The sequence below is a fragment of the Acidobacteriota bacterium genome, assembly GCA_016700075.1.
Lineage (GTDB): Bacteria > Acidobacteriota > Blastocatellia > Pyrinomonadales > Pyrinomonadaceae > OLB17.
On sequence record CP065000.1, the window covers coordinates 2365378 to 2391492 of the forward strand.

The 26115-nt window shown below is 57.0% G+C and carries 21 protein-coding genes; 9 read left to right on the forward strand and 12 right to left on the reverse strand.

The window, feature by feature from the left end; all coding sequences use genetic code 11:
- Positions 1-79 precede the first annotated feature (79 nt).
- Positions 80-4393: a DNA-directed RNA polymerase subunit beta' gene (gene rpoC, locus IPM50_10765; GenBank protein QQS32147.1), complete on the forward strand. Its 4314-nt coding sequence runs from the start codon at positions 80-82 to the stop codon at positions 4391-4393.
- 47 nt (positions 4394-4440) lie between these two features.
- Here rpoC and IPM50_10770 read toward each other — a convergent pair whose 3' ends face one another.
- Genes IPM50_10770 through acs form a run of 4 tightly spaced genes read right to left on the reverse strand, consistent with a single transcriptional unit; the run spans position 4441 to position 9274 of the window.
- A complete protein-coding gene (locus IPM50_10770) occupies positions 4441-5184 on the reverse strand; it encodes a 1-acyl-sn-glycerol-3-phosphate acyltransferase (GenBank protein ID QQS32148.1) in 744 nt (247 codons plus the stop codon).
- Positions 5185-6054 (reverse strand): energy transducer TonB, encoded by an 870-nt coding sequence (locus IPM50_10775; protein QQS32149.1) that lies wholly within the window; start codon positions 6052-6054, stop codon positions 5185-5187. It abuts the gene before it with no gap.
- The gene (locus tag IPM50_10780; GenBank protein QQS32150.1) at positions 6029-7315 is read right to left on the reverse strand and encodes an HD domain-containing protein; all 1287 of its coding nucleotides are present in this window, start codon (positions 7313-7315) and stop codon (positions 6029-6031) included. Before IPM50_10780 ends, IPM50_10775 begins: the two co-directional genes overlap by 26 nt.
- 6 nt (positions 7316-7321) lie before the next feature.
- Positions 7322-9274, reverse strand: coding sequence for an acetate--CoA ligase (acs, locus tag IPM50_10785; protein ID QQS32151.1), 1953 nt, complete (start codon positions 9272-9274; stop codon positions 7322-7324).
- A 120-nt stretch (positions 9275-9394) separates the two neighbouring features.
- On the opposite strand from acs, the gene IPM50_10790 reads away from it, so the two are divergent.
- Positions 9395-9616 carry a DUF433 domain-containing protein gene (locus IPM50_10790; GenBank protein QQS32152.1) on the forward strand — a complete coding sequence of 74 codons (222 nt, stop codon included), beginning with the start codon at positions 9395-9397 and terminating at the stop codon, positions 9614-9616.
- Complete coding sequence (locus IPM50_10795) at positions 9613-9981, forward strand: DUF5615 family PIN-like protein (protein ID QQS32153.1); 369 nt, start codon at positions 9613-9615, stop codon at positions 9979-9981. Before IPM50_10790 ends, IPM50_10795 begins: the two co-directional genes overlap by 4 nt.
- A gap of 73 nt (positions 9982-10054) precedes the next feature.
- Here the strand turns inward: IPM50_10795 and moaA are convergent, their stop codons facing one another.
- The 4 genes from moaA to IPM50_10815 form a co-directional block, all read right to left on the reverse strand.
- Positions 10055-11044, reverse strand: coding sequence for a GTP 3',8-cyclase MoaA (gene moaA, locus IPM50_10800; GenBank protein QQS32154.1), 990 nt, complete (start codon positions 11042-11044; stop codon positions 10055-10057).
- A gap of 35 nt (positions 11045-11079) precedes the next feature.
- Positions 11080-11730, reverse strand: a complete 651-nt coding sequence (locus IPM50_10805) for a hypothetical protein (GenBank protein ID QQS32155.1) — start codon at positions 11728-11730, stop codon at positions 11080-11082.
- Between the two features lies 1 nt (position 11731).
- Positions 11732-12667, reverse strand: coding sequence for a tRNA epoxyqueuosine(34) reductase QueG (gene queG, locus IPM50_10810; protein ID QQS32156.1), 936 nt, complete (start codon positions 12665-12667; stop codon positions 11732-11734).
- Positions 12668-12735: 68 nt separating this feature from the next.
- The gene (locus IPM50_10815; GenBank protein QQS32157.1) at positions 12736-16554 is read right to left on the reverse strand and encodes a carboxypeptidase regulatory-like domain-containing protein; all 3819 of its coding nucleotides are present in this window, start codon (positions 16552-16554) and stop codon (positions 12736-12738) included.
- 320 nt (positions 16555-16874) lie between these two features.
- Between IPM50_10815 and IPM50_10820 the strand changes: the two genes are divergently transcribed.
- Complete coding sequence (locus IPM50_10820) at positions 16875-17831, forward strand: MBL fold metallo-hydrolase (protein ID QQS32158.1); 957 nt, start codon at positions 16875-16877, stop codon at positions 17829-17831.
- Positions 17832-17839: 8 nt separating this feature from the next.
- On the opposite strand, the gene IPM50_10825 is transcribed toward IPM50_10820, so the two are convergent.
- Positions 17840-18688: a ferritin-like domain-containing protein gene (locus tag IPM50_10825; GenBank protein ID QQS32159.1), complete on the reverse strand. Its 849-nt coding sequence runs from the start codon at positions 18686-18688 to the stop codon at positions 17840-17842.
- Positions 18689-18783: 95 nt separating this feature from the next.
- Here IPM50_10825 and IPM50_10830 point away from each other — a divergent pair, with 95 nt between their 5' ends.
- Genes IPM50_10830 through dapF form a run of 3 tightly spaced genes read left to right on the forward strand, consistent with a single transcriptional unit; the run spans position 18784 to position 21279 of the window.
- Positions 18784-19830: a PD40 domain-containing protein gene (locus IPM50_10830; GenBank protein QQS32160.1), complete on the forward strand. Its 1047-nt coding sequence runs from the start codon at positions 18784-18786 to the stop codon at positions 19828-19830.
- A gap of 15 nt (positions 19831-19845) precedes the next feature.
- Entirely contained in the window at positions 19846-20424 is a 579-nt protein-coding gene (locus IPM50_10835) for a hypothetical protein (GenBank protein ID QQS32161.1), read from the forward strand.
- A gap of 9 nt (positions 20425-20433) precedes the next feature.
- The gene (dapF, locus tag IPM50_10840; protein QQS32162.1) at positions 20434-21279 is read left to right on the forward strand and encodes a diaminopimelate epimerase; all 846 of its coding nucleotides are present in this window, start codon (positions 20434-20436) and stop codon (positions 21277-21279) included.
- On the opposite strand, the gene IPM50_10845 is transcribed toward dapF, so the two are convergent.
- From IPM50_10845 to IPM50_10855, 3 genes are all read right to left on the reverse strand, one after another.
- Positions 21276-21758 (reverse strand): SRPBCC family protein, encoded by a 483-nt coding sequence (locus IPM50_10845; protein ID QQS32163.1) that lies wholly within the window; start codon positions 21756-21758, stop codon positions 21276-21278. The two genes, dapF and IPM50_10845, sit on opposite strands and share 4 nt — an antisense overlap.
- A gap of 193 nt (positions 21759-21951) precedes the next feature.
- Positions 21952-22512 (reverse strand): hypothetical protein, encoded by a 561-nt coding sequence (locus IPM50_10850; protein QQS32164.1) that lies wholly within the window; start codon positions 22510-22512, stop codon positions 21952-21954.
- Between the two features lie 244 nt (positions 22513-22756).
- Entirely contained in the window at positions 22757-23608 is an 852-nt protein-coding gene (locus IPM50_10855) for a DNA/RNA non-specific endonuclease (GenBank protein QQS32165.1), read from the reverse strand.
- Positions 23609-24410: 802 nt separating this feature from the next.
- Between IPM50_10855 and rlmN the strand changes: the two genes are divergently transcribed.
- Both rlmN and IPM50_10865 read left to right on the forward strand, forming a co-directional pair.
- Positions 24411-25460 carry a 23S rRNA (adenine(2503)-C(2))-methyltransferase RlmN gene (gene rlmN / locus IPM50_10860; GenBank protein ID QQS34506.1) on the forward strand — a complete coding sequence of 350 codons (1050 nt, stop codon included), beginning with the start codon at positions 24411-24413 and terminating at the stop codon, positions 25458-25460.
- 123 nt (positions 25461-25583) lie between these two features.
- Positions 25584-26099, forward strand: coding sequence for a hypothetical protein (locus tag IPM50_10865; protein QQS32166.1), 516 nt, complete (start codon positions 25584-25586; stop codon positions 26097-26099).
- The last annotated feature ends 16 nt before the right edge of the window (positions 26100-26115 follow it).

A 26115-nucleotide genomic window follows, 5' to 3' on the forward strand; every position in this document is an offset into this window, starting at 1 on the left:
TCCCGGAAGTCCGGGAGGTCTCGAAAGGACTTCCCGGACCTTCCGGACTGACCGGACTTTCCAGACTATTGGAGAAAATATGTTTCGATTGCATAACGATAACAAGACGCAGCTCACCTCGAACTACGAGGCCATCCGCATCTCGCTCGCGTCGCCCGACAAGATCCGTTCGTGGTCGCATGGCGAGGTAACAAAGCCCGAGACCATCAACTACAGGACGTTCAAGCCGGAGCGTGACGGGCTTTTTTGTGCCCGCATCTTCGGTCCGGTAACGGATTGGGAATGCCTCTGCGGAAAATACAAGCGGATGAAGCACCGCGGTGTCATCTGCGACAAATGCGGCGTCGAGGTAACGCAGTCAAAGGTCCGCCGCGAGCGGCTCGGCCACATCGAACTTGCCAGCCCCTGCTCGCACGTGTGGTTCTTCAAAGGGCTGCCATCGCGTATCGGCCACTTGCTCGACATCACTCTGCGCGACCTCGAAAAGATCCTTTATTTCGAGACCTACATCGTCGTCGATCCGGGCGAACTGCCTGACCTGAAGCAGAAGGACCTGCTTTCGGACGAGCGCTATCGCGAACTCTCTCGCGAGCATCCCGGCAAGTTCGTAGCCAAAATGGGAGCCGAGGCCATCAAGGACCTGCTCCAAATGGTAGATGTCGAGGAACTCGTCGATGAACTTCGTCAGAAGATGAAGGAAGAGACCTCGCAGCAAAAGAAGCTAAAATATTCCAAACGGCTCAAGGTCGCGAACTCATTCCTGCGTTCGGGCAACGACCCGCAGTGGATGATCATGGAAGTGATCCCCGTTATTCCGCCGGAGCTTCGCCCGCTCGTGCCTTTGGACGGCGGACGTTTTGCGACGTCTGACCTCAACGATCTGTATCGACGCGTGATCAACCGGAACAACCGTTTGAAGAAGCTCATCGAGCTGCATGCGCCTGAGGTGATCGTCCGCAACGAAAAACGAATGCTGCAGGAGGCCGTCGACGCTCTGTTCGACAACGGCCGCCGCGGCCGCGTACTTCGCGGTGCCAACAACCGCCCGCTGAAGTCGCTGTCGGGTACGCTCAAGGGCAAGCAGGGACGCTTCCGTCAGAATCTGCTCGGCAAACGTGTTGACTACTCGGGCCGTTCGGTCATCGTCGTCGGCCCCGAAATGAAACTGCATCAGTGCGGGCTGCCGAAAAAGATGGCGCTTGAGCTTTTCAAGCCGTTCATCTACAGCAAGCTCGAATCCGACGAACACGCGGCGACCATCAAACAGGCACGCGAAATGGTCGAACGCCAGGAGCCCATCGTTTGGGACATTCTGGAACAGGTCATTACTGAGCATCCCGTTCTGCTGAACCGTGCGCCCACGCTGCACCGCCTCGGCATTCAGGCTTTCGAGCCTGTCCTGGTCGAGGGCAAGGCGATCAAGATCCATCCGCTCGTCTGTACGGCGTTCAACGCCGACTTTGACGGCGACCAGATGGCTGTCCACATTCCGCTTTCCGCTGAAGCGCAGATCGAAGCAAGCGTGCTGATGCTCGCTTCCAAAAATCTGCTCTCGCCGGCCAGCGGCCAGCCGATCACGGTGCCGTCGCAGGACATCGTTCTGGGCAGCTACTATCTGACGCTCGCCCGCGACGGAATGAAGGGCGAGGGCAAAGCGTTCGGTTCGATCGATGAGGTTCTGCTCGCTCTTGACGCAGGCGTCGTCGAAACGCAGACGAAGATACGGCTCCGTTGGCGCGGTGAACTCATCGACCTGACGCTCGAACACGATCCGCAGGATGTGATGCGTGCGACGGTTCGCGAAAATACCGACCAGCTCGTCGAAACGACCGCCGGACGCGTCATCATCAATGAGCGTCTGACCCGCGACGGCCTGCCGTTCGTCAACGGCGTTCTGAAAAAGAAAGGCCTGCAGTCGCTGGTCACATTCAGCCATCTGCGGCTGGGCCTGGACGACACCGTCGTCCTGCTCGACGATCTGAAGGCGATGGGCTTCCTGTACGCCACGCGTGCGGGCGTTTCGATCGGCATTGACGATATGGTCACGCCGGCAAGCAAAAAGGCGATCATCGAGAAGGCGTCGAAAGAGGTTGACAAGCTTCGCAAGCAGTACGAAGAAGCTACGATGACCGACCTCGAACGCACGAATAAAGTTACGGCGATCTGGTCCGAAGTTACGGATCAGGTGGCGAAAGAGATGTTCAAGGCGATGCACGCCCGCGAGGACGAACGCCAGGAACTCAATCCGATCCTCGTTATGGCGGACTCAGGTGCTCGAGGTTCTGAGGCTCAGATCCGGCAGCTCGCCGGTATGCGCGGCCTTATGGCCAAGCCGTCGGGCGAGATCATCGAAAATCCGATTCTCGCGAATTTCCGCGAGGGCCTCGACGTTCTGCAATACTTCATCTCGACGCACGGTGCTCGCAAGGGCCTCGCCGATACGGCGCTCAAGACGGCCGACTCAGGCTATCTGACGCGGCGTCTGGTTGACGTCGCTCAAGACGTTATCGTGTCCGAAGAAGATTGCGGCACGATGAAAGGCATCTGGGCAGAGGCCATCATCCGAAACGGTGAAGAGGTCGAAAGCCTGCGTGACCGCATCGTCGGCTGCACATCGCTCGACGATATCATCGACCCCGTTGACGGCACCGTGATCGTCCGGTCCAACGTCGAGATCGACGAAGAACTCGGTGCACACGTACAGCTTTCCGGCCTGCAAAAGGTCCGCATCCGCAGCCCGCTCACGTGTGAATCACGCCGCGGCATCTGCGTGAAATGCTACGGCCGCAACCTCGCCACCGGCAATACGGTCGAGATCGGCGAAGCGGTCGGCGTTATCGCGGCACAGTCCATCGGCGAACCCGGAACTCAGCTCACGATGCGTACGTTCCACGTCGGCGGTACCGCACGCCTCGAACAGGAGACCAAGCACGTCGCATCTATCGACGGAACCGTTAAGTTCTCTGACGAAATGAAGGTCATCAAGAACCGCGACGGCGAATTCGTGTCGATGCGTCGTCAGTCCGAGATCGCTATCGTTGACGAACGCGGACGCGAAGTAGCCCACTACAAGGTGGTTTACGGTGCTCAGATCCACGTCAAGGACGGGCAAAAGGTCAAAGAGGACGACGTTCTCGTAACGTGGGATCCTTTCACCTTCGCCATCTTGACCGAGGTTGACGGCGTCGTGAAATATCAGGACCTGAAAGAGGGCAAGACCGTCGAAGAGGACATCGACAAGGTCACCGGACAGCGTCGTCTGGTCGTTAAGGATTCGGACGAGAAAAATCAGCCTCGTCTCGAGATCCGCAGCGGCAACAACAAGGTCCTCAAGACCTATCAGATGCCCATCCGTGCCAACCTCATCGTCGAGGACGGCGACCAGGTCAAGGCAGGCGACATCATCGCCAAGATCCCGCGTGAGACCACCAAGACCAAGGACATCGTCGGCGGTCTGCCGCGTGTCGTCGAGCTTTTCGAGGCACGGCGTCCGGCGGAAACTGCCGTTATGTCCGAGATCGACGGTGTGGTCGAATTCGGCCCCATTTCAAAGGGTAAACGCAAGATCATCGTCCGCGGCCAGGACGGCACCGAAAAGGAATACGACATCCCTCGCGGTACGCACATCAACGTGCAGGAAGGCGACGTCGTCCGCTCCGGCGAACCGCTGATGGACGGCCCGCTCAATCCGCACGACATCCTGCGTGTTCTCGGTATGTGGGCCCTTCAGAGCTACCTGGTGAACGAGATCCAGGAAGTTTACCGGCTGCAGGGCGTGAACATCAACGATAAGCACATCGAGGTGATCGTTCGCCAGATGCTCCGCTGGGTCAAGATAAAAGAGGTCGGCGATACCGAATTCCTGCTCGAGGAACAGGTCGACCGCTTCCGCTATGAGGACGAGAACCGCCGCGTTGCCGAAGAAAAAGGCCAGACCGCGGTCGGCGAACCGCTCCTGCTCGGCATCACGAAAGCATCGCTTTCGACCGATTCGTTCATCTCGGCGGCCAGCTTCCAGGAAACTACACGCGTGCTTACCGAGGCGGCCATTTCCGGACGCGTCGATTACCTGCGCGGCCTGAAAGAGAACGTCATCATGGGCCGCCTGATCCCGGCGGGAACCGGCATGAAATATTACCGCAACAACAAGATCGCCTATGACAAGACGATGGACGAAAAACCGAAGGATGAATTTGACCGCATGACGGACTACATCCGCGGCGGCATTGACATCCCGACGGCTGCCGAACTCGGCGGCCGCGACCTGGCCGATATGACCATCCTCGAAGGCGACGAACCGGATGAAGATATCGTGCTGGACGACATGGACGAGACCGTAGAGGTCCTCGACGACGTCGATCTGGGTGATGTTGATGTCGATGAGGAGATCTAAAACCTTGTTTAGTCAGAGCTTTTGGCCGCACGCGAGTGCGGCCTTTTTTATGCAACGGGTTTGAATATTTCGCTCACGCGTTCGTGCAGTTCGCGGGCGAGTAGTTTGCGGTCAGTGCTTGTTATAGGTTCGCTACCAAAAGTAACCGTTGCCGTCCAGCTTTTCACCGAGAATAGCCGGAACATATGTGCGAAAAACGAGATGTCGTCCCACCAGCAGACGGTGTCGGCGGGCAGCTCGCCCGGCGGCGTCGAATAGCTGACAGCGGCGTAATAAACAGCGATATTTCGCCGTGCAGCGTATTCAAAGAACGATGAATTGAAGGGCAGCACCACCTCGCCGCGTGTGCTTGTGCCTTCGGGAAAGATGATCACGCCGTCGCCCGCGTCGAGCCTCGCGTCGATCAGCTCGCCTGCACGCGGAATGTCGCGGCGGTTCTCGCGGTCGATGAAAACCGTGCCCATATCTGCGATGATCTTGCCCGCGACGGGCCAGCTTTCGATATCCTGTTTCGCAACGAAAACGCCCTCCGCAGCCAGCCGCAGAACGGCGATGTCCGTGTAGCTGAGATGGTTCGAGACCAGGAAGAACGGCGGCGGCGGCGGAGTGCCTTTCACGACGAGCTTCATTCCCGCGTTCCATCTGAAGTATCGCGACCAACGCAAGAATGTATGCCGCCGTGCCTCGGCCGGATCGCGTCTGACGGGCCGCGTAAAGAACCAATAGTAATAGATCGCCAGCGTGCCGAGCACGAAAGCCGTCATTCTCAATACTGCCCGAATGGTTCTCATCTATTGTTCGCGGTCCGCGTCGCGTGGGAGTTTTGTGAAATTGTAACGCAGCAGAAACCGCATCGGTATCTGTTTGCCGCCGCGTTCCGCCGGCCGCCAGTTCATCGAACGCACCGCCTTTTCGACCGATTCTTCCAGCCCGAAACCGGCCCAACGCTCGATCTCTGTCCGCAGTATTTTTCCTTTCTCGTCCAGATCGACCGTTATCTCGACCGTCGCCGCGATGTCGTACAGATTCGCCGTTCGTGTGTATTCCGGCCTGATGCGCCGATACGGCACAGGCGCCCGAAAACCGCGTGCGGCGGCCGTTCCTTCGTCGGGCGGCTCTTCCATCGCGGGCGGCGGCGGTTCGGCTAACTCTCTGCGTAAAGACGACGTAGCTTCTGTCTCTATCTCTTTCGCGACAGCGGGAATTTCGGTCAAAAGCTTCTCAAATGCATCTTTCGAACTGCTGCTTTCAGCCGAACGCAGGATCGGCAGCAGCAGACGCCCGGTTCGCGAACTGACCACAAAGACCACGGCGTACGCTTCGTAATATTCCTTTTTCTCGAACGACGTCCGCCGCTGCACCGCCGAACGCAAGACGACGAAATGGCTGCAGCCGATCGCCGAGCCGGCGCGGCGTGCTTCGATGCGTGTCATGTTGAAAGCGTTCTCAGGAGCCACCGCTTCAAATGCCGCACGCGCCATTTCGCCGTCGATCAGATCGACGTCCCTGATGGCGTTGGTCAGCTTTTCGGCGAAAGCGACGCTTTCCACCGCCTTGTCCGGAGCAATGATGGCGATCCGATGCGCCGCCGCCGATGCCGCGAAGAGCAAAACGACCGCAAACGCCGCAGCGAATTTAACTGTCTTTGCGGTAAAGTGCACCGATCCTCTCTTTCATCTCCGCGGGAAAACAAATGCGGTGAATGCTGTAGCCCTGCTGCAGCCCGCGAACGGCGGCGCTTACTTCCGAGATCTCGCGGATCTCGGGATTCGAGAAACCGTGTTCTACAAAAATGAGGTTCTTTTTCTCGACGTTCTCTTTCGAATAGTAAGTGTAGGGCTTGTTTTCCGCTCGGTCCTCGTAGAAATAGTAATCCGGGTCGAAGCCGCCGGACGCCACGATCTCGCGTGCCGCGGTGATGAAATCACGCCGCTCATCGTCCGGCATGTCGAGGTCAAATGCCTTGAAAAGCCTGCGGTCAAGGAAACGCCCCGCCAGATCGCCGAGTATCTCATCGCCGGAATGCCGCCAGCGTTTTATGCTGTAAAGCACGTCGGCGTCGTCAAATTCCAGATGCTCTTTCAGCGTCAGTTTCTCGCCCGCGAGTACCCGCGACATCGGCGAATCGGCGGCGGTCCACGCGTCGCCGCCGTCGGCATGCACGCGAAGGGCGCGTTTCAGCAGCACACGCAGAACGGCCTCGGCCGAACGCAGCGTGCGGTGAAAATAAACCTGCCGATACATGTAATAGCGTGCCTGCAGATAGTCTTCGACGGCGTAAATGCCGGGTGCCGACACGTAAAGATGCTCGCCGTCGGGGCTGATCTCGATGGATTTGATTATCCATTCCAGATCGTAAATGCCGTATCGAGCACCTGTCATCAGGCTGTCGCGAAGCAGGTAATCCATTCTGTCCGCGTCGAGCTGCGACGAAACTATCTGCGCTAACGCAGCCGGCTGAAAATCACCGCGAATGATCGCCGCAATGTTTTCTGCGAGATTCGAGGAATACTCGCGCAGCAGACGCCCGACCTCGGTTTTCTCGCTCAATACGGCTGCGATGCTGAATTCTTCGTGATGAAAATCGAGTATCGATTCGATCACGTGCGAATACGGCCCGTGGCCGATGTCGTGCAGCAGTGCGCCGACGCGGACCGCCGTTTGCAGCTCTTCGTCGATGTCGCTGTCGAGCCGCAGTTTCGCCAGCATTCGCCCCGCCAGATGATACGCACCGAGGCTGTGCGTGAACCGCGAATGTTCGGCTCCCTGATACGAAAAATACGCGAGCCCGAGCTGGCGTATCCGCCGCAGCCGCTGAAATTCCGGCGTGTCGATCAGCCTGGTGACGAGCTTGCCCTCCGCGGTGTCGGTATTGACGCGGATGATGTTGTGAACCGAATCGCGGTATATGCGTTCTGCCATTTCGCGTTATTCCTCGTCCTCGCGGAGCTTTTCCAGAACCGAAAGATCTTCCAGCGTCGTGATGTCGCCCGCGACGGCGCCGCCCGCAGCAAGTTCACGCAGCAGACGCCGCATTATCTTGCCCGAACGCGTTTTCGGCAGCGCGTCGGTGAAACGTATGTCGTCAGGTTTGGCTAGCGCACCGATCTCTTTCTGAACGTGGGCACGGAGAGCTTCTTTCAATTCGTCGCTGCCTGTGCGGCCGCCTTCCAGCGTAACGAACGCGGCGATGGCCTGGCCTTTCAGTTCGTCGGGGCGGCCCACGACGGCGGCTTCGGCGACGGCTTCGTGCGAAACGAGTGCCGATTCGATCTCCGCGGTTCCCAGTCGATGGCCGCTTACGTTTATCACGTCATCGACGCGGCCCATGATCCAGAAATAGCCGCGTTCGTCACGCCGAGCACCGTCACCCGCGAAATAGTGTCCTGGGATCTCGGACCAATACGCTTCTTTGTAGCGTTCGTCGTCGCCCCACAACGTGCGCAGCATCGACGGCCAAGGATGCTTTGCGACCAGATAACCGCCTTCGTTCGGCTCGCATTTTGTGCCGTCCTTTTTGACCACGTCAACCATCACGCCCGGCAGCGGCCGCGTCGCTGTGCCCGGAACGGCGGGCGTTGCACCGGGCAGCGGCGAGATCATTATCGAACCCGTTTCGGTCTGCCACCATGTATCGACGATCGGGCAGCGGCCTTTGCCGATGACCTCGCGATACCACATCCACGCCTCAGGATTTATCGGCTCGCCGACGGTCCCGAGCAGGCGAAGCGATGAAAGGTCGTGTTTCAGCGGATGTTCCTCGCCCCATTTTATGAAAGCACGTATCGCCGTCGGAGCCGTGTAAAATATGGTCACGCGATGCCGTTCGATGATGTCCCAAAAACGGTCAAAGCCGGGAAAATTCGGCGCGCCTTCGTACATGACGACGGTCGCACCATTCGCGAGCGGCCCGTAAACCACGTATGAATGCCCGGTCACCCAGCCGATGTCCGCGGTGCACCAATAGACGTCCTCGTCCTTCAGGTCAAAGACCATTTTCGACGTATATGCCGCCTGCGTCAGATAGCCGCCCGTCGTGTGCAGAATGCCTTTCGGTTTGCCGGTCGTGCCGGACGTGTAAAGGATATATAGCGGATGTTCGCTGTCGAGCGGAACGGCGGGACAGACGGCATCGACAGTTTCGATGATCTCGTGCCACCAATGATCGCGTCCCGGCTGCATCGCTACCTTGCTGCCGGTGCGTCGATATACCACGACGTTCTCAACGGTCGGCGTCTGCTTTGCGGCCTCGTCAACGGCGTCCTTCAGTCGAACCTCGGTTCCGCGTCGAAAAGCACCGTCCGCGGTAACGATGAGCTTGCAGCCGCCGTCGTTCACACGGTCGCGAATGGCGTCCGCCGAAAAACCGCCGAAAATGACCGTATGCGTCGCGCCGATTCGTGCACAAGCGAGCATCGCGATGGCCAGTTCCGGCACCAGCGGCATATACAATGCGACGCGGTCGCCGGTCGCAACTCCCAGCTTTATCAATACGTTAGCAAAACGGCAGACCTCGCGGTGCAGCTGCAGATACGTCAACGTCCGCTGTTCGCCCGGCTCGCCTTCCCAGATAAATGCCGCCTTGTTCCGACGCCACGTCGTCAGATGACGGTCGAGGCAATTCTGCGATATGTTGATCTTGCCGCCGACGAACCATTTCGCGTGCGGCGAGTTCCATTCGAGCACCGTTTGCCATTTTTCGAACCACTCAAGTTCCTCGGCCTGCTTTTCCCAAAACGCCGGAATGTCCCGCATCGACTCGGCATACATCTGCTCGTATTCTTCAAAGCTCTTGATGTGCGCCGCGGCGGCAAATTCCGGCGGCGGCGGAAAAACGCGGTCTTCGGACAGGATGGATTCGATAGCGACGGGCTCGGACATATGACGCTAGTATAATCCAACGTCTAGCCGCCGATGAAACTCATCGTGCGTTCGGGCTGTGAGAATGCATGTTCAAACTGCGTAACCCGGTAAACGCAATTGCTGTATAATAGACGAGTTATGTATGAACAGCTCATTGAATCGAAACCAAACGTAATGATGGGCAAGCCTGTCGTTGCCGGAACGCGCATCACAGTTGAGTTGATCCTGGAAAAACTCGCAGCTGGTGAAACTATCGAGCAGATCCTGGACGCACATCCGCGACTGACCCGCGAAGCCATCTCTGCGGCGCTTCACTTCGCTGTGAGCAATCTGCCGAGCACTTCGTTGAAAGCTGCATGAATCTTTTGGCGGACGAAAGCATCGATCGACAGATCGTAGCACGATTGAGGAACGACGGCCACGACGTTTCCTACATCGCTGAATCAGAACCGAGCATTGACGACAACACCGTATTTGATCGGGCGAATTCAAAAAAGGCATTACTGATCACTGCCGATAAGGACTTTGGCGAAATGGTTTTCTTAGACCGCCGTTTATTGTCCGACGGCGTGGTTTTGGTTCGATTGCCCGGACTTAGTCCCGAAACAAAAGCCAAACTCGTCTCTGAAGCATTTCAGAAACAGGGGAAGGATCTCCCAAATAATTTCACCGTCATTACGCCCGGCGGCATTCGAATGCGAACCGAAATGTCGATCACCGAATAAAAATTGCAGAATACCTTCGTCGCGGCAAGCGATCGCCGCGACAAATCCTTTCAGAGTTAGGTCCGATAGATACTCACCCGCCGATGAAACTCATCGTGCGTTCGGGCTGTGAGAATGCGGGGTCGTTGATGTAATGCCGCGGTTCTTTTTCCAGGACGACCGAGCGGATGAAGTCGGCAATATCGATATCAGATGCACCGGAACGCAGGACGCCGCGGAGGTCGTGTTCGCGGTTGGAGAAAAGGCAGGTGCGTATCTGCCCGTCGGCGGTCAGGCGAATACGCGAGCATTGGCCGCAGAACATCTCCGTTACCGGAGCGATGATGCCGACCTCGCCGGGCGAGCCGTCGGCGAAGCCGTAACGCCACGACGTGCCGCTTCCTCGGGAAGTTTCTTTCAAGACCAGCGGAAACTCCGCGTCGATAGCCTCGCGTATCTCTCGGCCGGAGACGACATGGCTGCGGTCCCAGCCGTGGCCGCTGTCGAGCGGCATGTATTCGATATAACGGAACGCGACGCCGTGTTCGCGGGCAAAACGCGCGAGTTCGACGATCTCGTCATCATTGCGGCCGCGTACGATCACGGCGTTCACCTTGATCGGATCGAACCCGATCTTTTTCGCGTATTTTATCGACTCGACGACGCGGTCCAGAGCGTCCACGCCGGTAATTTCCTCAAATCGATCTCGCCGTACGCTGTCCAGGCTGAACGTCACGCGGTCGAGCCCTGCGTCCACCAAGGCATCGGCATGGCGGACGAAATCGAATCCGTTCGTCGTCAGTGCGATATCGGCAAGCTGCGGTTTTAGTACGGCGAGCTTTTCTACGAGAACCGGGACGTCGCGGCGGATCAGCGGTTCGCCGCCGGTCAGGCGTATCTTTTCGATGCCGAGCGAGACGAAGATATCCGCGAGCTTCGCGATCTCTTCAAATGTGAGCAGCGTTTCCTTTTTCGCCCACGCGGGCTCGCCGTGCGGCAGGCAATAGAAGCAGCGGAAATTGCAGCGATCGGTCAGCGATATCCGCAGATCGCGGATGGTTCTGTTGTAGCCGTCGCGGAGCATATCCCAATGATATCAGGAATCGCCCGTAAAATGCGCTATCGGGCGAAACGCGATTCGATAACGGCGAGCTGTTCGAGAGCCTTGGTCTTTGACTCTGGAGACGCTTTCGTCAGTATATCGCGCAGTTCAGTTATCATCTTTTTCAGGTCACTGCGTTCGGCGGCGTCATCTCCCGGGCCTTCGTAGTTCGTATATTCATCGTCGGCCATGTACTGCTGATATTCGACGATCCGATCGACCGCTTTCTTGCTGTGTTTGCCGTTCGGAAACAGCCTGAGGTATTCGCCGTAGGTCACGCGAATGTTATACATGTAGCAATTAACATAGCCTTCGCATTCGCCCGGCAGTGGATTGTCCGCGGCCGACCACGCGATGTCGTCAGCGATCGGCAGTTTGGCGTATTTCTTATAAAGGTCCCAGAAACGTCCCGAACGGACAAACCACTGTCCCGCGGGTTCGCTGTAAACGATGTCCTTGTCGTTGCGTTTCAGGAACGTCCGGTGCGGCTCTTTGTCGTAGCGGTCGAACGGTATCTTTTTCAGATCGTTGCTCAGTTTTAAGAGGCGTTTGTATTCACGCGATGCTGCCGCTGATGATTGAGCCGAAGCGCTTGCTGCGACGACAAGCATTGCTATTAAAACGAAAAGTATCTGCGACAATTTCTTCGTCGAATGTTGGAAAGACATCTCAATTCTCCTTTTGGGATCCGGTGTTCAAGTATCTTGCATTCCTCTGCAGTCCGCTTAATTTTGCACGTTTTATGGCCGAACCGCGAAACCGCTCGACGTATTCTTCGTGCGACATCTTAGAGAGCGAAACGGCGTCGAGTGATGTCTCACTATTTCGCGGCTCAAAGCGAATTTCACCTGTTGGCGTTTCGAAACGATTCCACGGACAGACGTCCTGACAGACGTCGCAGCCGTAGAGCCAGCCGTCGAGGTTTTGGGCGACATCATCGGGCAGCGTTTCGCCGCGGAGTTCGATGGTCGCGTGCGAGATGCACTTTGCCGAATCGACAACATACGGTTCGACGATGGCGTTTGTCGGACAGGCGTCGAGGCACGCGGTGCATGTGCCGCAATGGTCTTCGGTGAACGGAGCGTCCGGCTCAAGGTCGACATTCAGGAGCATTGCACCAATAAAAACCCACGAGCCGATGTCGCGTGTGATCAGGTTCGAGTGTTTGCCGATCCAGCCGAGGCCCGCACGCACGGCCCACGGTTTTTCCATTATCGGCGATGTATCGACGCATAACTTGCCCTTAATGGTCACGTCGATTGTCCGCAGTTCGCCGAGGACGGTTTCCATCTTTTCACGCAGGACGTTGTGATAATCGTCGCCCCACGCGTATCGCGAGACCTTGCCCGGCGATGTGTGGCGATGCGATGTGTAGTAATTGTGCAGAAAAACGACGACCGACCGACACTCGGGAAAGATCAGTCTTGGGTCGGAACGTTTTTCAGGTTCGCGTTCCATCCACGCCATTGCGGCGTGAAAGCTGCGGTCCAGCCATTCGCGGAACCTCGCATCGGCAGATTCCAGCTTTTCGACTCGCGCGATGCCAACGAGGTCAAAGCCCGCTTCGGTGCCGATGCGTTTCACGTCTGACGAAAAAATTGCCATCGCGGAAAAAAAGAAAAAGGCCGGAGAAACACGAGTTGCTCCGGCCAAAAGGTTAAAAGCGTCGAAACCTAGAAGCTCAGCTTAAGGCCGATCTGGAACTGACGCGGGTCGAACGCTGACGTCGGCTGGCTGAAATACTTGCCGCCGCCGCTGCGTTTGCCGAAAGCGTTGACCACCTGATAGAACGGGTTGCCGGCAGCTTCGTTAAAGCGGTTGAAGAGGTTAAAGCCCTCGGCGATGATGTCGAGGTTCACCTTTTCAGTGAAGCGGACGCGGCGGGTCACGCGGGCGTCAACCGAGAAATAGTTGCTCGTGATGCCCATGTTGCGGCCGAGTGTACCGTTCGCAGGGAAGATGCCCGTCTGGCAATCGGTGTCGATGCCGGTCGCACAAAGCGTTCCGTCAGCGCGTACCGAAGGACGCTCGTTCGTGCTCTGGAAATCGCCGTTCGCATCGCCGACGGCGAGGATGTTGAACGGACGGCCGGAGCCGAACTCGACGATCGGAGCGAACGAGAAGCCGTGCAGGAAGCTCTTGAATCCGCCGGCACCACGCCACGAATCCGGTGCACCCATCACGCCGCTCATGACAAAGCGGTGACGCTGGTCAAAGAGCGAGTTCGATTTCTCGGCACGGAAATTCGTGTTGTCCTGCGGCTTGAGCAGCGTCTGCAGGTCGGACGAATCGTCGATCGAGTGTGCCCATGTATAGGTTGTAAAGAACTGAATGCCGTTCGAGAAACGCTTCTTCAGCTCGATGTTCATCGCGTTGTACGACGAGTTGCCGTCCGACATCTGAGCGTTGACGTCAGCGTACGGATTGATGGGGCCCGGCGTGCGGAGCGTTCCGTTCAGCAGCGGATCGAACTGTGCTTTGGTCAGGCCGGTGAGGGCACGGACAAAGAAGTAGTTCGGGCCGAGCTTGCGGAAGAAGTTAGCCGCGATCGGGCTGACGATCAGTTGATTCGTCGTGTTGTTGCGAATGACGAAGCCCGGCACGATCATCGTGTAAAGGGCACTGTTCGTGGTCGGCAGCGAGAAGAAAGCTGCTTCCGTCAGGCTCGTCGGAGCACGGCCGGCCGCGGGGCACGGGCCGCCGCAGGCGACGGGGTTGTTAGCCGTAAAGCGGCGGAAGTTGTCAACGAGTGCCTGCGAATTCACGTTGTTCACATCCTGCGGATGGGCGAGGTGCTTTGCGGTCACGTTGATGTACGTTGCGGAAAGCGACATCGATTTGCCGATCATCTTCTCGATCGACAGGTTGCCCTGCACGGCCATCGGATATTCAAAATCCTTGCTCACATGCAGCGTGAACGGCAGGATCGGGCCGAACCCCGTAAATAGCGACGAGTTGAAACGCATCAGGCCCTGCTGATATTGAGCACTCGGTGCCAGGCCCGGTGTGCAGTTGACGCCCGGCGTCGCACCTGCGAAGTTGCAGGGGATCAGCGTGCCGTGCATCACCTGAAATGCGTTGAACAGACCCAAAGGCGACGGGCCGCCGATCGGCAGGAGCGTTGCCTGCTGCTGCTGCGAACCGTCTGCGATGTTCGAGTTGAACGAGACGGTGAGCAGCGGCTTGTCATAAAAGATGCCGCCCGCACCGCGGATGACCGTGCGGCCGTTGCCGGCCAGGTCCCACGCAAAACCGACACGCGGGGCGATATTGTTCTTGTCACGCGGGAAACCCTGCGTCACATTCAATGCGTCCTGTGCGGTCTGCACATCGTTCGCCGTCAGCGTGATGCCGGTCAGCGGATCGGTGAAAGGCGACGGTGCGAATTCCTGTGTGAATTCGTAGTCATAGCGGACACCGTAGTTGATGGTGAACCGCGGGTGTATCTTCCACGTGTCCTGAATGAAGAACGCGATGGGTTTGTTGCTGAGCGAGCTGTTCGGATCGCCGAAGCCCTGAATGAATACGCTCGGGAAGCCGAGTCCGTAGGCCTGCGTTGCCGTCAGCGCCGGGCAGCGTCCGAGGCCTGCGGTGGTCAGAGCCAACGAATCGCAAGCGACGCCGTTGACCGATACGAGCGAACCGGCGGCCTGCTGGCCGAAGTTGAACAGGCCCGGGAAGTTCAGGTCGAAACGAGCCTGGCCGGAGACCCAGTTGAAATCAGCACCGAATTTGACGGTGTGCTTCGCGGTCGCCCATGTCATGTTGTTTCGGATCTGATGCCTGGCCTCGACACGGTCGACCGGCGAGAACGGGTTCGATCCGATAAAGCCGGTACCTGCGATCTGCAGTGCGACGCTCGGTATCTGCGAATCGAACTTGGCGACGCGGCGGCCGTAGTTGTAATAGAGTTCGTTGATCACCCTCGGCGTCAGAATGCTGGTCAGCGAGCTGCCGAACGAGAAATCTTCGAGCCGCTGAATACCGGTTCGCGAGTAGTCGTTCTGGCCGAGCGTCTGGTTCTGCGATTCATCCTGAATGCCGTTGATGCGGCTGGGATTGAAGCCCAAACGGATGCTCAACTGATTGTCGGCGTTGATGGTGTGATCTGCTCTGAACGACAGGAACGTGCTGCTTTCCGAGATCGGGAAGACGCGTGCAAGCTGACCAAGCGGGCGGAACGCAAGGAACTGGCCTGCAGAATTCTTCGTCAGCGGGACCGGAGCACCTGAAAGTACGAAACGGTTGCCGACGACCTGACCCGCCGGGACGCCGATGCCCGGAACAAAGTTGACCAGCGTGCTGCCGCCGTTGATCGATGTCTGGCCGCCGATCGACGCAAGGTGAGCATATGCTATGGCTCGGCTGATCTGGTCTGCATTGGCACTGCCGAGTGCTCCCTGAATGTAGGTGACCTGAGCCGCGGTCAAATTAGTAAATGTCTGCGATACCGGCAGGAACGGAGCCCCTATCGTGATGCTCGACGTAGCACCGCCCGTAATGTCGCCGGTGAAAAAGCCTGATTCCTGGCGGCGTCGCTGTTCGAACGAACCGAAGAAGAATGTTTTGCCGGGGTTCAGCGGTCCGCCGAACGTAAGTCCGTATTGGGCACGCGTGTAGGGCGGCTTCTTGTTCGGATCGCCGTCAATTACAGGAGCGAACGCATTGCGGGCCTGAATTGTCTTGTGACGGAAAAAGCCGAATACGTTGCCGGAGAAATCGCTGGTGCCGCGTTTGGTTACGACGTTGACGATACCGCCGGTCGCACGTCCGAATTCAGGCATGTACGAGTTCGTCGTGACCTGATATTCCTGCACCGCTTCCTGCGAAACGGTCGAGCGTGCGGCGTTGATCGAATTATCTGTAAAGTCTGCTCCGTCCACCTGTACGAGCGTCGAACGTCCGCGTTGACCGCCGATGTTCAGTCCCGATGTCGGAGCCGGCCCGACCGGGCGTCCGTTGTCGCGGCCGACAGTCGAAATGGTGAGAGCGAAACCGGTAGCACTGCGTTCGTTGATCGGCAGGCTGTTGATACGCGTCTGATCGATGGTATTCGCAACGGTCGTCCGCGTGGTCTCGATGATCTGAACGTCATCGCTGGTGACGTTGACGACCACGGATTGGTCGCCGATCTTCAGCGGAATGGTCAGATTCGCGGCCTGGCCGACAGTCAGCCGGACGCCCGAAATTACGACCTTGCTGAACGACGCAGCCTCGGCCGAGACCTCGTATTCACCCGGCGGCAGGCCGATTATCTGGTAATTGCCCTGCCCGTCGGACGTTACGGTTCGCGAAATGCCGGTGGCGGCGTTCCTTGCCGTAATGGTAGCTCCGGCGACTACGGCGCCGCTCGGGTCAACCACCGTTCCGCTCAGGTCGGCGGCGGTCGCCTGTGCCTGTGCCGCGGCGTGGCCCGCAGTAAATAGAACTGCTGCTGCCAGTAGCAAAAAGCCCTTAAAACCGGCAGAAATCGCAGACTTCAGATCTCTCATCATATTTCTCCTGAATGCTTAAATTTGGCTGAAGAATTTCGGATCTGTCCTTAGCCCCAAAAAATTGCGAGGGTTACGGCTGACGCGTATGGTCTTCACTTATTTGCTTGCTTACCAGACGCTAACCGGGAGCTAAAAAGACACAACCGAATTGCTGTAATGTTTTTACCGCAAAACAGGCGGTTAGGCAAGTAAAATATTACGTTTGTGTGAATTGTCGGGCCTGCCCGAAATGTCGTCCGGCCTGCTGCAGATTTGGATATTGACGATATGGCGTGATATTGATTTTACTTCGCGTCAATGCTCGCCCGATGCCGGCTATGAAGATCATCCCGCTTTCTATCCCAACTCCTTTCTACGTCGGCGATGTCAACGTCTATCTCATCCGCGAGGACCCGCTCACGCTGATCGACGTTGGCCCGAAAACGCCCGAAGCGGCCCGTGCTTTACGCAAAAAACTGGCCTCGCACGGCGTTTCTTTCTCTGATGTGCGGCGTATCGTGCTGACGCACGCCCATGAGGACCATTGCGGCCTCGCAAAACAGGTCCGCGACGAGGCGAAAAATGCCGAGGTATTGATACACGATTGGGAAACGGGCCATCTTTTCGGGCGTCTCGCACGCGAAGAGCATCGTCAGCTTATGCGGCGGTCGGGCGTGCCGGACAGTGTTTTTGACGAGATGCAGGCACTTTACGAGAGCGTCAGCCTGCTTACGGATTCGCTTGCCGACGGCGAATTTTCGCCGCTTGAGGACGAAATGGAGCTGGAATTCGATTCCGGTTCGCTTCGCGTGCTGCATACGCCGGGGCATACGCCGGGATCGTGCTCTTTCCTTCGAGAGGCGGACAGGACCATCATCTGCGGCGACTGCGTTCTAAAACGAATTACGCCGAACCCTATCCTTTCACCGGACCCGATCGATCCGAATGAACGTTATCCTTCGCTCGGCGAATATCTTGTCAGTCTCGCCCGCATTCGTTCATTTGCGCCGACACTTGTCCACGGCGGCCACGGCGAGCCGATAACCGATTTTGAAGAGATATTTCACCGCTACGTTCGTGCTATCGACGATCGACAGTCCCGCTGCATCGCTCTGATCGGCGGCGGAACGACCGCGTACGATGTCGCCCTGCGGCTTTTCCCCGACGCACACAGCCATGATGTGCACCGTTTCCTCGCCATTTCAGAGGCGATCGCGCACCTCGACCATGCGGCAAGAGAGAACAAAATTGCGGTTGAAATGAGCGGCGGCGTGGAATACTACCGTCCGCTTTAGTCAGCCTCTTACGGCAGAGCTGCCTCGAACGGAACGTCCGACGTCGCCGCCATGTTCGAGATGGTGTCGGTTATTTTTGTAATGTCCTCAAATCCCGGCAGTTGGCGGACGCGCTGAGTGACCTTTGTTTCGATCGTTTCGATGCCTTCGCCCTCAGAGAACAGCGTGGAAACGAGGTATTGCGTTCGGCGTTTCGCCAATGAGCCCTGGCCGACGGGCGCCCAAAAGCGCTCGGTCACAAAGCGTGCGATGCGGCGGGCGGTTTTGTTTCGTGTGAGTTCCAGCTTTGCGACGCTCCAATAGAACTGGTTGTGTGCGGATTCTTCGCGGATTATGGCGTCGAGTATCGGATTCAGCACGGGATGATCGGTCAGCGTTTTCAAGCGGCGATATCCTTGAGCGGCCTCCATTTCGTGTATCGCGCCGAATGTCATGTGTGTCGCCGTAAATTTTTTCCCGATCAGATTCGTCAGCGTCGTGATCATGAAGGCATTTGCCTGATACGCCTTTGTTACGGCATCGCGGATCTCGGTTTGCCATTTTTCGTCAGTCTCGTAACCGAGTTCGTTCAGGAAACGGTTCATTACCTCGCCGTGGGTTATTTCTTCGACGCCCCATCGCTCCATGAATTTGCTGATGTCCGGATCTTTTCCTGTCGGCGTCCTCAGCAGCTCGCGGTGGTACATGTCCGTCAGCGTCTCGACGTCGCGCATATAGAAAAGGACAGGCACGTACTTTTCGTCAAAAGGATGGTCCTTTACCTTGTCCCAAGGGATCGATGCGATGAACTCCGGCGTCAGAGCGCGCGGCTGGCGTTCATACCAATCCAGGACATCTCTGCTAGTCTCAAATCTCATCTACATTAGGTCGCGACAGTTTTTCCAAACGATCTGGCAAAAAAGCGGTACTCGACGATGCGAAAAATTATTGTCCTAATAATATAATCTAAGTTATGAAAAAGTTGTATCTTGTTTTTTTGGCAATTCTAACCATAACCGGTGCATCATTTGCACAGGACAGCAAGCTCCTTATCGAAGGCGAGAAGCGTTTCAAGAACATCAAGCAATTGACATTCGGCGGAGAGAATGCCGAAGCCTATTTTTCGTTTGACGGCAAGAAATTGATCTTTCAGTCAAAACGCGAAGGCCTAGGCTGCGATCAGATCTTTACGATGAACGCGGACGGTTCGAACGTGAAGATGGTTTCGAACGGCCTCGGCCGCACGACGTGTGCTTACTATCTGAAAGGCGACAAGAAGATCGTTTACGCCTCGACGCAGCATGCTAACCGTGCTTGCCCGACGCCGCCCGATATGTCGAAAGGCTATGTCTGGCCCGTTTATCCGGACTATGACATCTACATTGCAAATGCCGACGGCAGCAAGGCAAAGCGGCTGACCACCACGCCCGGCTACGACGCCGAAGCGACCGTGAGCCCCGACGGCAAAAAGATCGTTTTCACCTCGCAGCGTGACGGCGAACTCGAGATCTATACGATGGACATCAACGGCAAGAACGTAAAGCGCCTGACCAACGAGCCCGGCTACGACGGCGGTGCTTTCTTTTCGCCGGATTCGAAACAGATCGTCTATCGACGTTCGACACCGAAAGACGCCGCTGAGCTTGCCCGATACAGGGCGTTGCTCGCCGAGCATCTGATCGTGCCGACCACGTTCGAGATCTGGGTGATGAACGCCGACGGTTCGAACAAACGCCAGATCACGAATCTCGATTCGGGTTCGTTCGCACCGTTCTTTACGCCGGACGGGAAACGCATCATCTTCAGCACGAACTACTACGCGACCGATCCGCGCAAGCGTAATTTTGACCTCGTTCTGATCGGCCTCGACGGCAAGGGCCTGGAGCGCGTCACGTATAACGAGACATTCGACGGATTCCCGATGTTCTCGCCTGACGGCAAGAAGATCGTCTTTGCATCGAACCGAAACAACGCGAAAGAGGGCGACACGAACGTCTTCATCGCCGATTGGGTGCCCTAAAAGAGGAGCGTCGCAATGACAAAAAGCCTCTCCGCCGCCGCCGCATTATTGGTGCTGTGGCCGATCTGCGTCCTCGCGCAGTCGGTTGACAGCCGCGTCGAGAACATACGTCAGAGATACAACGGCATCGCCGAAAAAGTGCGGCTTGCCGAAACGGACGATGAAGCCGCCGCGACCGGAGAGATCGTCGTGAACGAGTTGAGTATCAATTCGCGCAACCGCCAATGGCGTGCCGTTGGTATTTACAATAGAAACGTCAAATTCTTTTACACCGGCGGCGACACCGAAGAAAGCCTCTATCCCGACCGGCTTGTATTCGTTAAGATCACGGGCAATGTCTCAGCACGCACCGTTTATGATGAGCTGCTATTTTCGGATTCAGGTGTCTTGCTCTTCCATTTTCGCCGGGCGGACGGCGATGGACCCCAGCCCGATGAAACGCGCATCTATTTCGCTAAGGGCAAGGCGCTTCGATTGAACATCAACGGTAAGATCCGCGAGCGTCTGACCGCAGCTGACGCAAAAACCGTCGCCGACAGTCTCGCTCTTTCGCGTTTTCTTAAAGCCATTTTCAGCTCGAGCTTGCGGCTATGATCTCTCATTATGGAATTTTGCAAATTTCACGGTTTCGGCAACGACTACATCGTAATTGAGGGCGATCAGATCCCTGAGAACGTCGAATTTTCGCAGCTGGCGAAAGCCATTTGCCATCGGCATGAGGGCGTCGGTTCCGACGGCATCGCGGTCCTGAAACGCATGGAAGCCGAAGACGCCGATTTTTTCTGTGAGATCGTAAATCCTGACGGCAGTTTCGCCGGTTTTTCCGGCAACGGCACGCGTTGCGCCGCGGCCTATTTGCATCACAAAGGGCTTTGGAGCGACGAGGTTTTAAGGCTGGAAACGCGGAGCGGCGTAAAGAAGTACAGGTTTCTCGAACGCAGCGGCGAGGCCTATTGGTTCGAGGCTGAGATCGGAAGGCCGCGGTTCGGCAGCGACGAAGTGCCTGTCGTTACGGACACGCGCCGTGTTGCCGTCGTCAATGAACCTATCGAGCTCGACGGCCGCACCTACTCGGTCTCTGCGGTGAACGTCGGCAATCCTGTCGCCTGTATCTACGTTGATAATTTCGATCTCGACTGGCTCACTCTTGGCCGCAAATTTGAGGTTCATCCTCGTTTTCCCGACCGTGCGAATATCGTTTTTGTCCGCGTCATCGACCGCAATGCTATCGAACTTCGCATTTGGGAACGCGGTGCGGGCGAAACTGCGGCCTCCGGAACGTGTGCGTCCGGAGCTGCGGTCCTTAGCTCGTTCCTTCTGCAAACGGATCGCCGCGTGAACGTGCTGGCGCCCGGAGGTTTGACCGAGGTGATCTGGCGTGAGGACGACGAGATGGTCATCAAGGGCCGTGCTGAATTCGTGTTTTGCGGTGATTGGCCCGCGGTTTAGGCAGCGGCCGATGCGGCTAGAGATTTTCCTTCCAATATTTCCTTTACGGCCTTCGTCCTGAAATCAAATATATTGTCCAGTTCTTTCCGCACAATGAAATGTGCGACGTCGCCCAGCGGCTCCAGCGGCAGACGGTATCGCACCTCGTCCTCGATCAGCGTTCCGCCGCGCGCGGTCTCGGTGAAAGTGTGCGTGTGTATCCACTGCGCGTACGGCCCGCGAAGCTGCTGATCGACAAAGCGGAACGGCGGCTCCCACAGCGAGATCTCGGTTCGCCATTTCATAGGCAGGCCGCGGAGCCGCAATTTGTAATCGATCAGCGTGCCTTTCGCGATATTGATGGGCTGCGGCGTGATGATGTGAAAATTCAGTTCCGGCGGCGTGATGCGTTCCAGATTTCCCGCGTCCGCGAAAAACTCAAAAACCTCAGCCCGCGGCAGGTCTATCGAGAGTGAACGTGTGAGTATGTGTTCGGCCATCGTGATCGTTGCGTCGTCAAATACTTATTTCGACCAAACCGCGTCACTGGATGTATCACGGGCGAGACTCGTGACTACAGTTAAGGACTTTCTTCCTTTGCGGGCTTTGCTGCCTTAGCCGCTTTGTGGGAAAAAGATCGTGGTTTCCCGCCAAGACGCAAAGAAGGCAAAGAACGAAACCAATGAACGCTTCCTATTTCACCGTTTTCATGTACTTTTTCGGGATGATGTTGTCCGGCGTTTCCTGCTGCCAGTAGATGGTCATCACCCACCAACGCTGCCCGTCGAAAAGAAGCTGAAAGCTGTTTATGCCGCGGAGCATCGGCTTTTTCTCGGTCCGCGAGCTGTATGCCTCGTAGGTCGAAAATACCTGAGCGATATTGCCGTATTGATCGACACGGCGGGCGATCTCGCGTTCGTGAAAACCGTTCGTCGCGAAGTACGAGCCCGCCGATCTAGCATATTCATCGGGCGTTGATGCACGTGCACCGGTCAGGCCGGTCTGCTGATTCTTGCCGGTCGGGATGAGCCTGGCGTCCTTGTGAAAAAGCGATCTGAAGCGGTCCCAATTTCGCGGTTCGCCGGCGTCACCGGAAATGACGTCATAGACGGCCTTCATTATCGAATCTAACGAATTGACGTCAGACGGTGCGGCGGCGGGAATAGGTGCAGCAGCAGGAGCAGCGGCAGATTGCGCGTTAGCCGGAGCAGCTATGAAAAGGGCGGCGAATAAAAAGATCAATAGACGTTTCATGCCGAGTGATACGCAACGCGCAAAAGAAATGTTCAGCGGCTGTGAAGTTGGTCGGGATCGGGCCCAATTCGCAGTAATATAACTTCATAGATCCCAAGTTGCAGAAGCCCGCGCGTAAGCAAGGGCGATATCCGCGCGTGGATCGATCCATTAACCGATAAGCAGAATATGCTTGTGTTTCAGAGCTCGGTGTTGAGGTTCGCTATCGCCCTTGCTTACGCGCGGGCTTCTGCATCTCCGAAATTCACCATTCGATCGGCGGACGTGTTTCGATGGTTTCCTGTATGCCCCGCGGCAGCGAACTAAAAAGGTCGACGCCCGCGCGCTGCTCTATCTGGCGCACCGTCGTTTTGTAGCGTTTCCAGTCCTCGTTCTCGATGCCGGCAATATTCGGCATATCGACCGCGATGACGCGGGTGCGGTTGGTGAACTCGATTCCTGCGCCACGCGGAAAAACGACGATGACCTTCCAGCAATTGGTCGGCACGGTAACGCGGCCTTTCAGCCGGCCCGCGTCGCCGTAAACGCCGGCGATGGTGTAAACCGTGTTGCCGCGGCGTGCGAGCGAACGTGCGTAAGATTCCAGCTTTTGCCAGGGGAATTGGTTGAGCGCCATCGTCTGCGGGACGATGTTCGTCATATAGAACGTCTGTTCGTTCAGCCGCTCATCGGCGAAACGGTCAGCGCTCGGCAGCATGTGTCCGCGGTCGTAGCCGCTGCCGGAATAATCGCTGTGCTGTATCCGCGTCAATTTTGCAGGAACTGACGGATCGGGCTGAAACAGCGGCCGCGGGATCGAATCCCCCAGATTCGAGGCACGCGTGAACCAAGCGACCCAATTCGGCGTGCCGCGGCTCGAGTTGTAAGAAAGCACGTGGCTTTCGTGAACGATCAGGTAATTGTCGGGATCTGCTGCCGCGGCGTTCGTAGGGTTGCCGAACGGCAATGCTTCCAATGCCGCCGCCGGCGCCGCAGCATTCGCCGGTGCGGAATTGCCGCTGTTCACACCCAGCGCATCCGGCAGACGCGTACAGCCCGTCGCGGCGATCACTGCCGCGATCAGGAAGATCATATATGTGCGAAAAGATGCCTTCACAGTCTATCCTTCGTAAATTCTACCAAATGCGATCGCAGGGAAGTTGCCCAGGCCCGCGCGTAAGCAAGGGCGATAGCGGACCGCCGAGAGGAACGAGGGAAGAGTGGGGAGGAAAGAGGGAAGAGGGAAGAGAGAATAGAGACCGGCGTGGAACACAATTGCAGAAGCCCGCGCGTAAGCAAGGGCGATATCCGCATCGCAGCCTAAGATAGAAGATGTTAGTGATAAGATGCTTGCGATCCTTTCCCCTGCCCCATCGTTCGCTATCGCCCTTGCTGACGCGCGGGCTTTTGCAACTCACGCGCGGGCCTCTGCAACTCAGGCGCGGATCTTGTGCAACTTCGGGAGCCTTAAGGCAAGAATCCGCTAACTGCGGGCCGTCAGAACCACCTGCGGTAGCGGGTGGTTTAGCGTCTGGCATTTCGATGAACGACGCAAGATTTCGCTAACTGCGGGCCGTCAGAACCACCTGCGGTAGCGGGTGGTTTAGCGTCTGACGTTTCGATGAACGACGCAAGATTTCGCTGACTGCGGGCCGTCAGAACCACCTGCGGTAGCGGGTGGTTTAGCGTCTGGCATTTCGATGAACGACGCAAGATTTCGCTAACTGCGGGCCGTCAGAACCACCTGCGGTAGCGGGTGGTTTAGCGTCTGACGTTTCGATGAATGACGCAAGATTTCGCTAACTGCGGGCCGTCAGAACCACCTGCGGTAGCGGGTGGTTTAGCGTCTGACGTTTCGATGAACGACGCAAGATTTCGCTAACTGCGGTAAAATCTAAAGAGTGATCGAAAAGCTGCACATCACGGGAGTGCCGCGTGCGGAACTGCGCGAGTTCGTCGAATCGCTCGGCGAGCCGCCGTATCGCGCCACGCAGATATTCAAAGCGGTGCATCAGCGTCGTCTACGGTCGTTTGATGACATCACGGACCTGCCGAAAAAGTTTCGCGAAAAGCTTGCCGAGCGTGCCGATATATCGCGTCTGACGGTCGAACAAAAATACGTTTCAACCGACGGAACGCGGCGTTATCTGATGAAAACGGCGGACGGACGGCCCGTCGAGACCGTTTTTATTCCCACAGAGGGCCGCGACACGATCTGTTTTTCGTCGCAGTCGGGCTGTCCGCTGAAATGCGATTTCTGCCTGACGGCACAGCTCGGCCTGCTGCGAAATCTGACCGCCGGCGAGATCGTCGAACAGATCATCATCGTCCTGAACGACGTTTACGGCGAAGCGGCCGAGACGCCGCACGGAACGAATCTGGTCGGCATGGGAGCGGGCGAGCCTTTCCTGAATTTCGAGAATTTGATCACCGCTCTTCGCATCACGGCCGACGAGGACGGGCTTTTCATCGTGCCGAACCGCGTTACGATATCGACCGCGGGCATCGTGCCGAAAATTTACGAATTCGCGACGCTGCCCGACCGGCCGCATCTGGCGATATCGTTGACGGCGGCTACGGACGAACTTCGCGACCGTCTGATGCCGATAAACAAACGCTGGGATCTCGACGAGCTGATGACGGCGGCAAAGGAGTTTGAGGGCAGCCTGCGCCGCGGCGAGCGGTTCACGTTTGAATACGTGATGCTCGGCGGTGTGAACGACTCGCCCGAAGATGCCCGAAAACTTGCGAGGCTGCTGGATAGGTTTCAGCTCTCGCGTGTGAAAATAAACCTGATCCCGCACAACGGTGCGGAACAGCTGGATTACGACGCTTCGTCTCCGGAGGCGGTCGCGCGTTTCAAATCGACGCTCGAATCGATGGGCATCGATGCATACGTACGCACGCCCCGCGGCCGCGACATTTACGCCGCATGCGGGCAGTTGGCCGCGATGGAGAAAGCGGCATGATCTGAAGACAAGGAGACAGGTAGACAAGGAGACAGGGAGACAAGGAGACAAGGAGACAGGGAGACAGGGAGCGTTTTCACTCTGCATTCTGCATTTTGCATTTTGGATTGTTTGCATTGAGTTATGGAAATTCTGATACCCGGATTGATACTTGTCGCTTTGATGGTTTACGCCTCAACGCGTATCAAGCGTTCCGCTGCGGCGGCGTTCGAGCCCGAGACCATTGAAACGGACGCATTTTATATCGAAAAGCCCGAGGGTATGCTCCACGTTCTGAACGGCGACCCTGCGAAGGCGTTCGAATCGTACTCCAAGGAATACGGCAAAGGTGCACAGGACAACATTCGCCAGATACGTGCCGAGATCGTCAAGCTCAAGGGCAAGAGCCTTTCGAGCGCGGCTGCTGATGCAATGCGTGCCGTGGATTCGCCTTCGAAGATCGACGAGGTCATCGACGGCAGAAAATATGCGGTCGTCGAAGGAACGTCTGAAGAAAGGGAAGTACCGCTCGCCGTGACATACAAGCTTGCGGTTTCCGGCGATAGTTTGTATCAATTAAAAGTTACGTCGGCGGGCGAACTTGACGCTGATGCGGAAAGCCGCGTCATCGCATTGGTCTCGAGTTTTTCGGTCAAATGATTACAACCCGAAGATG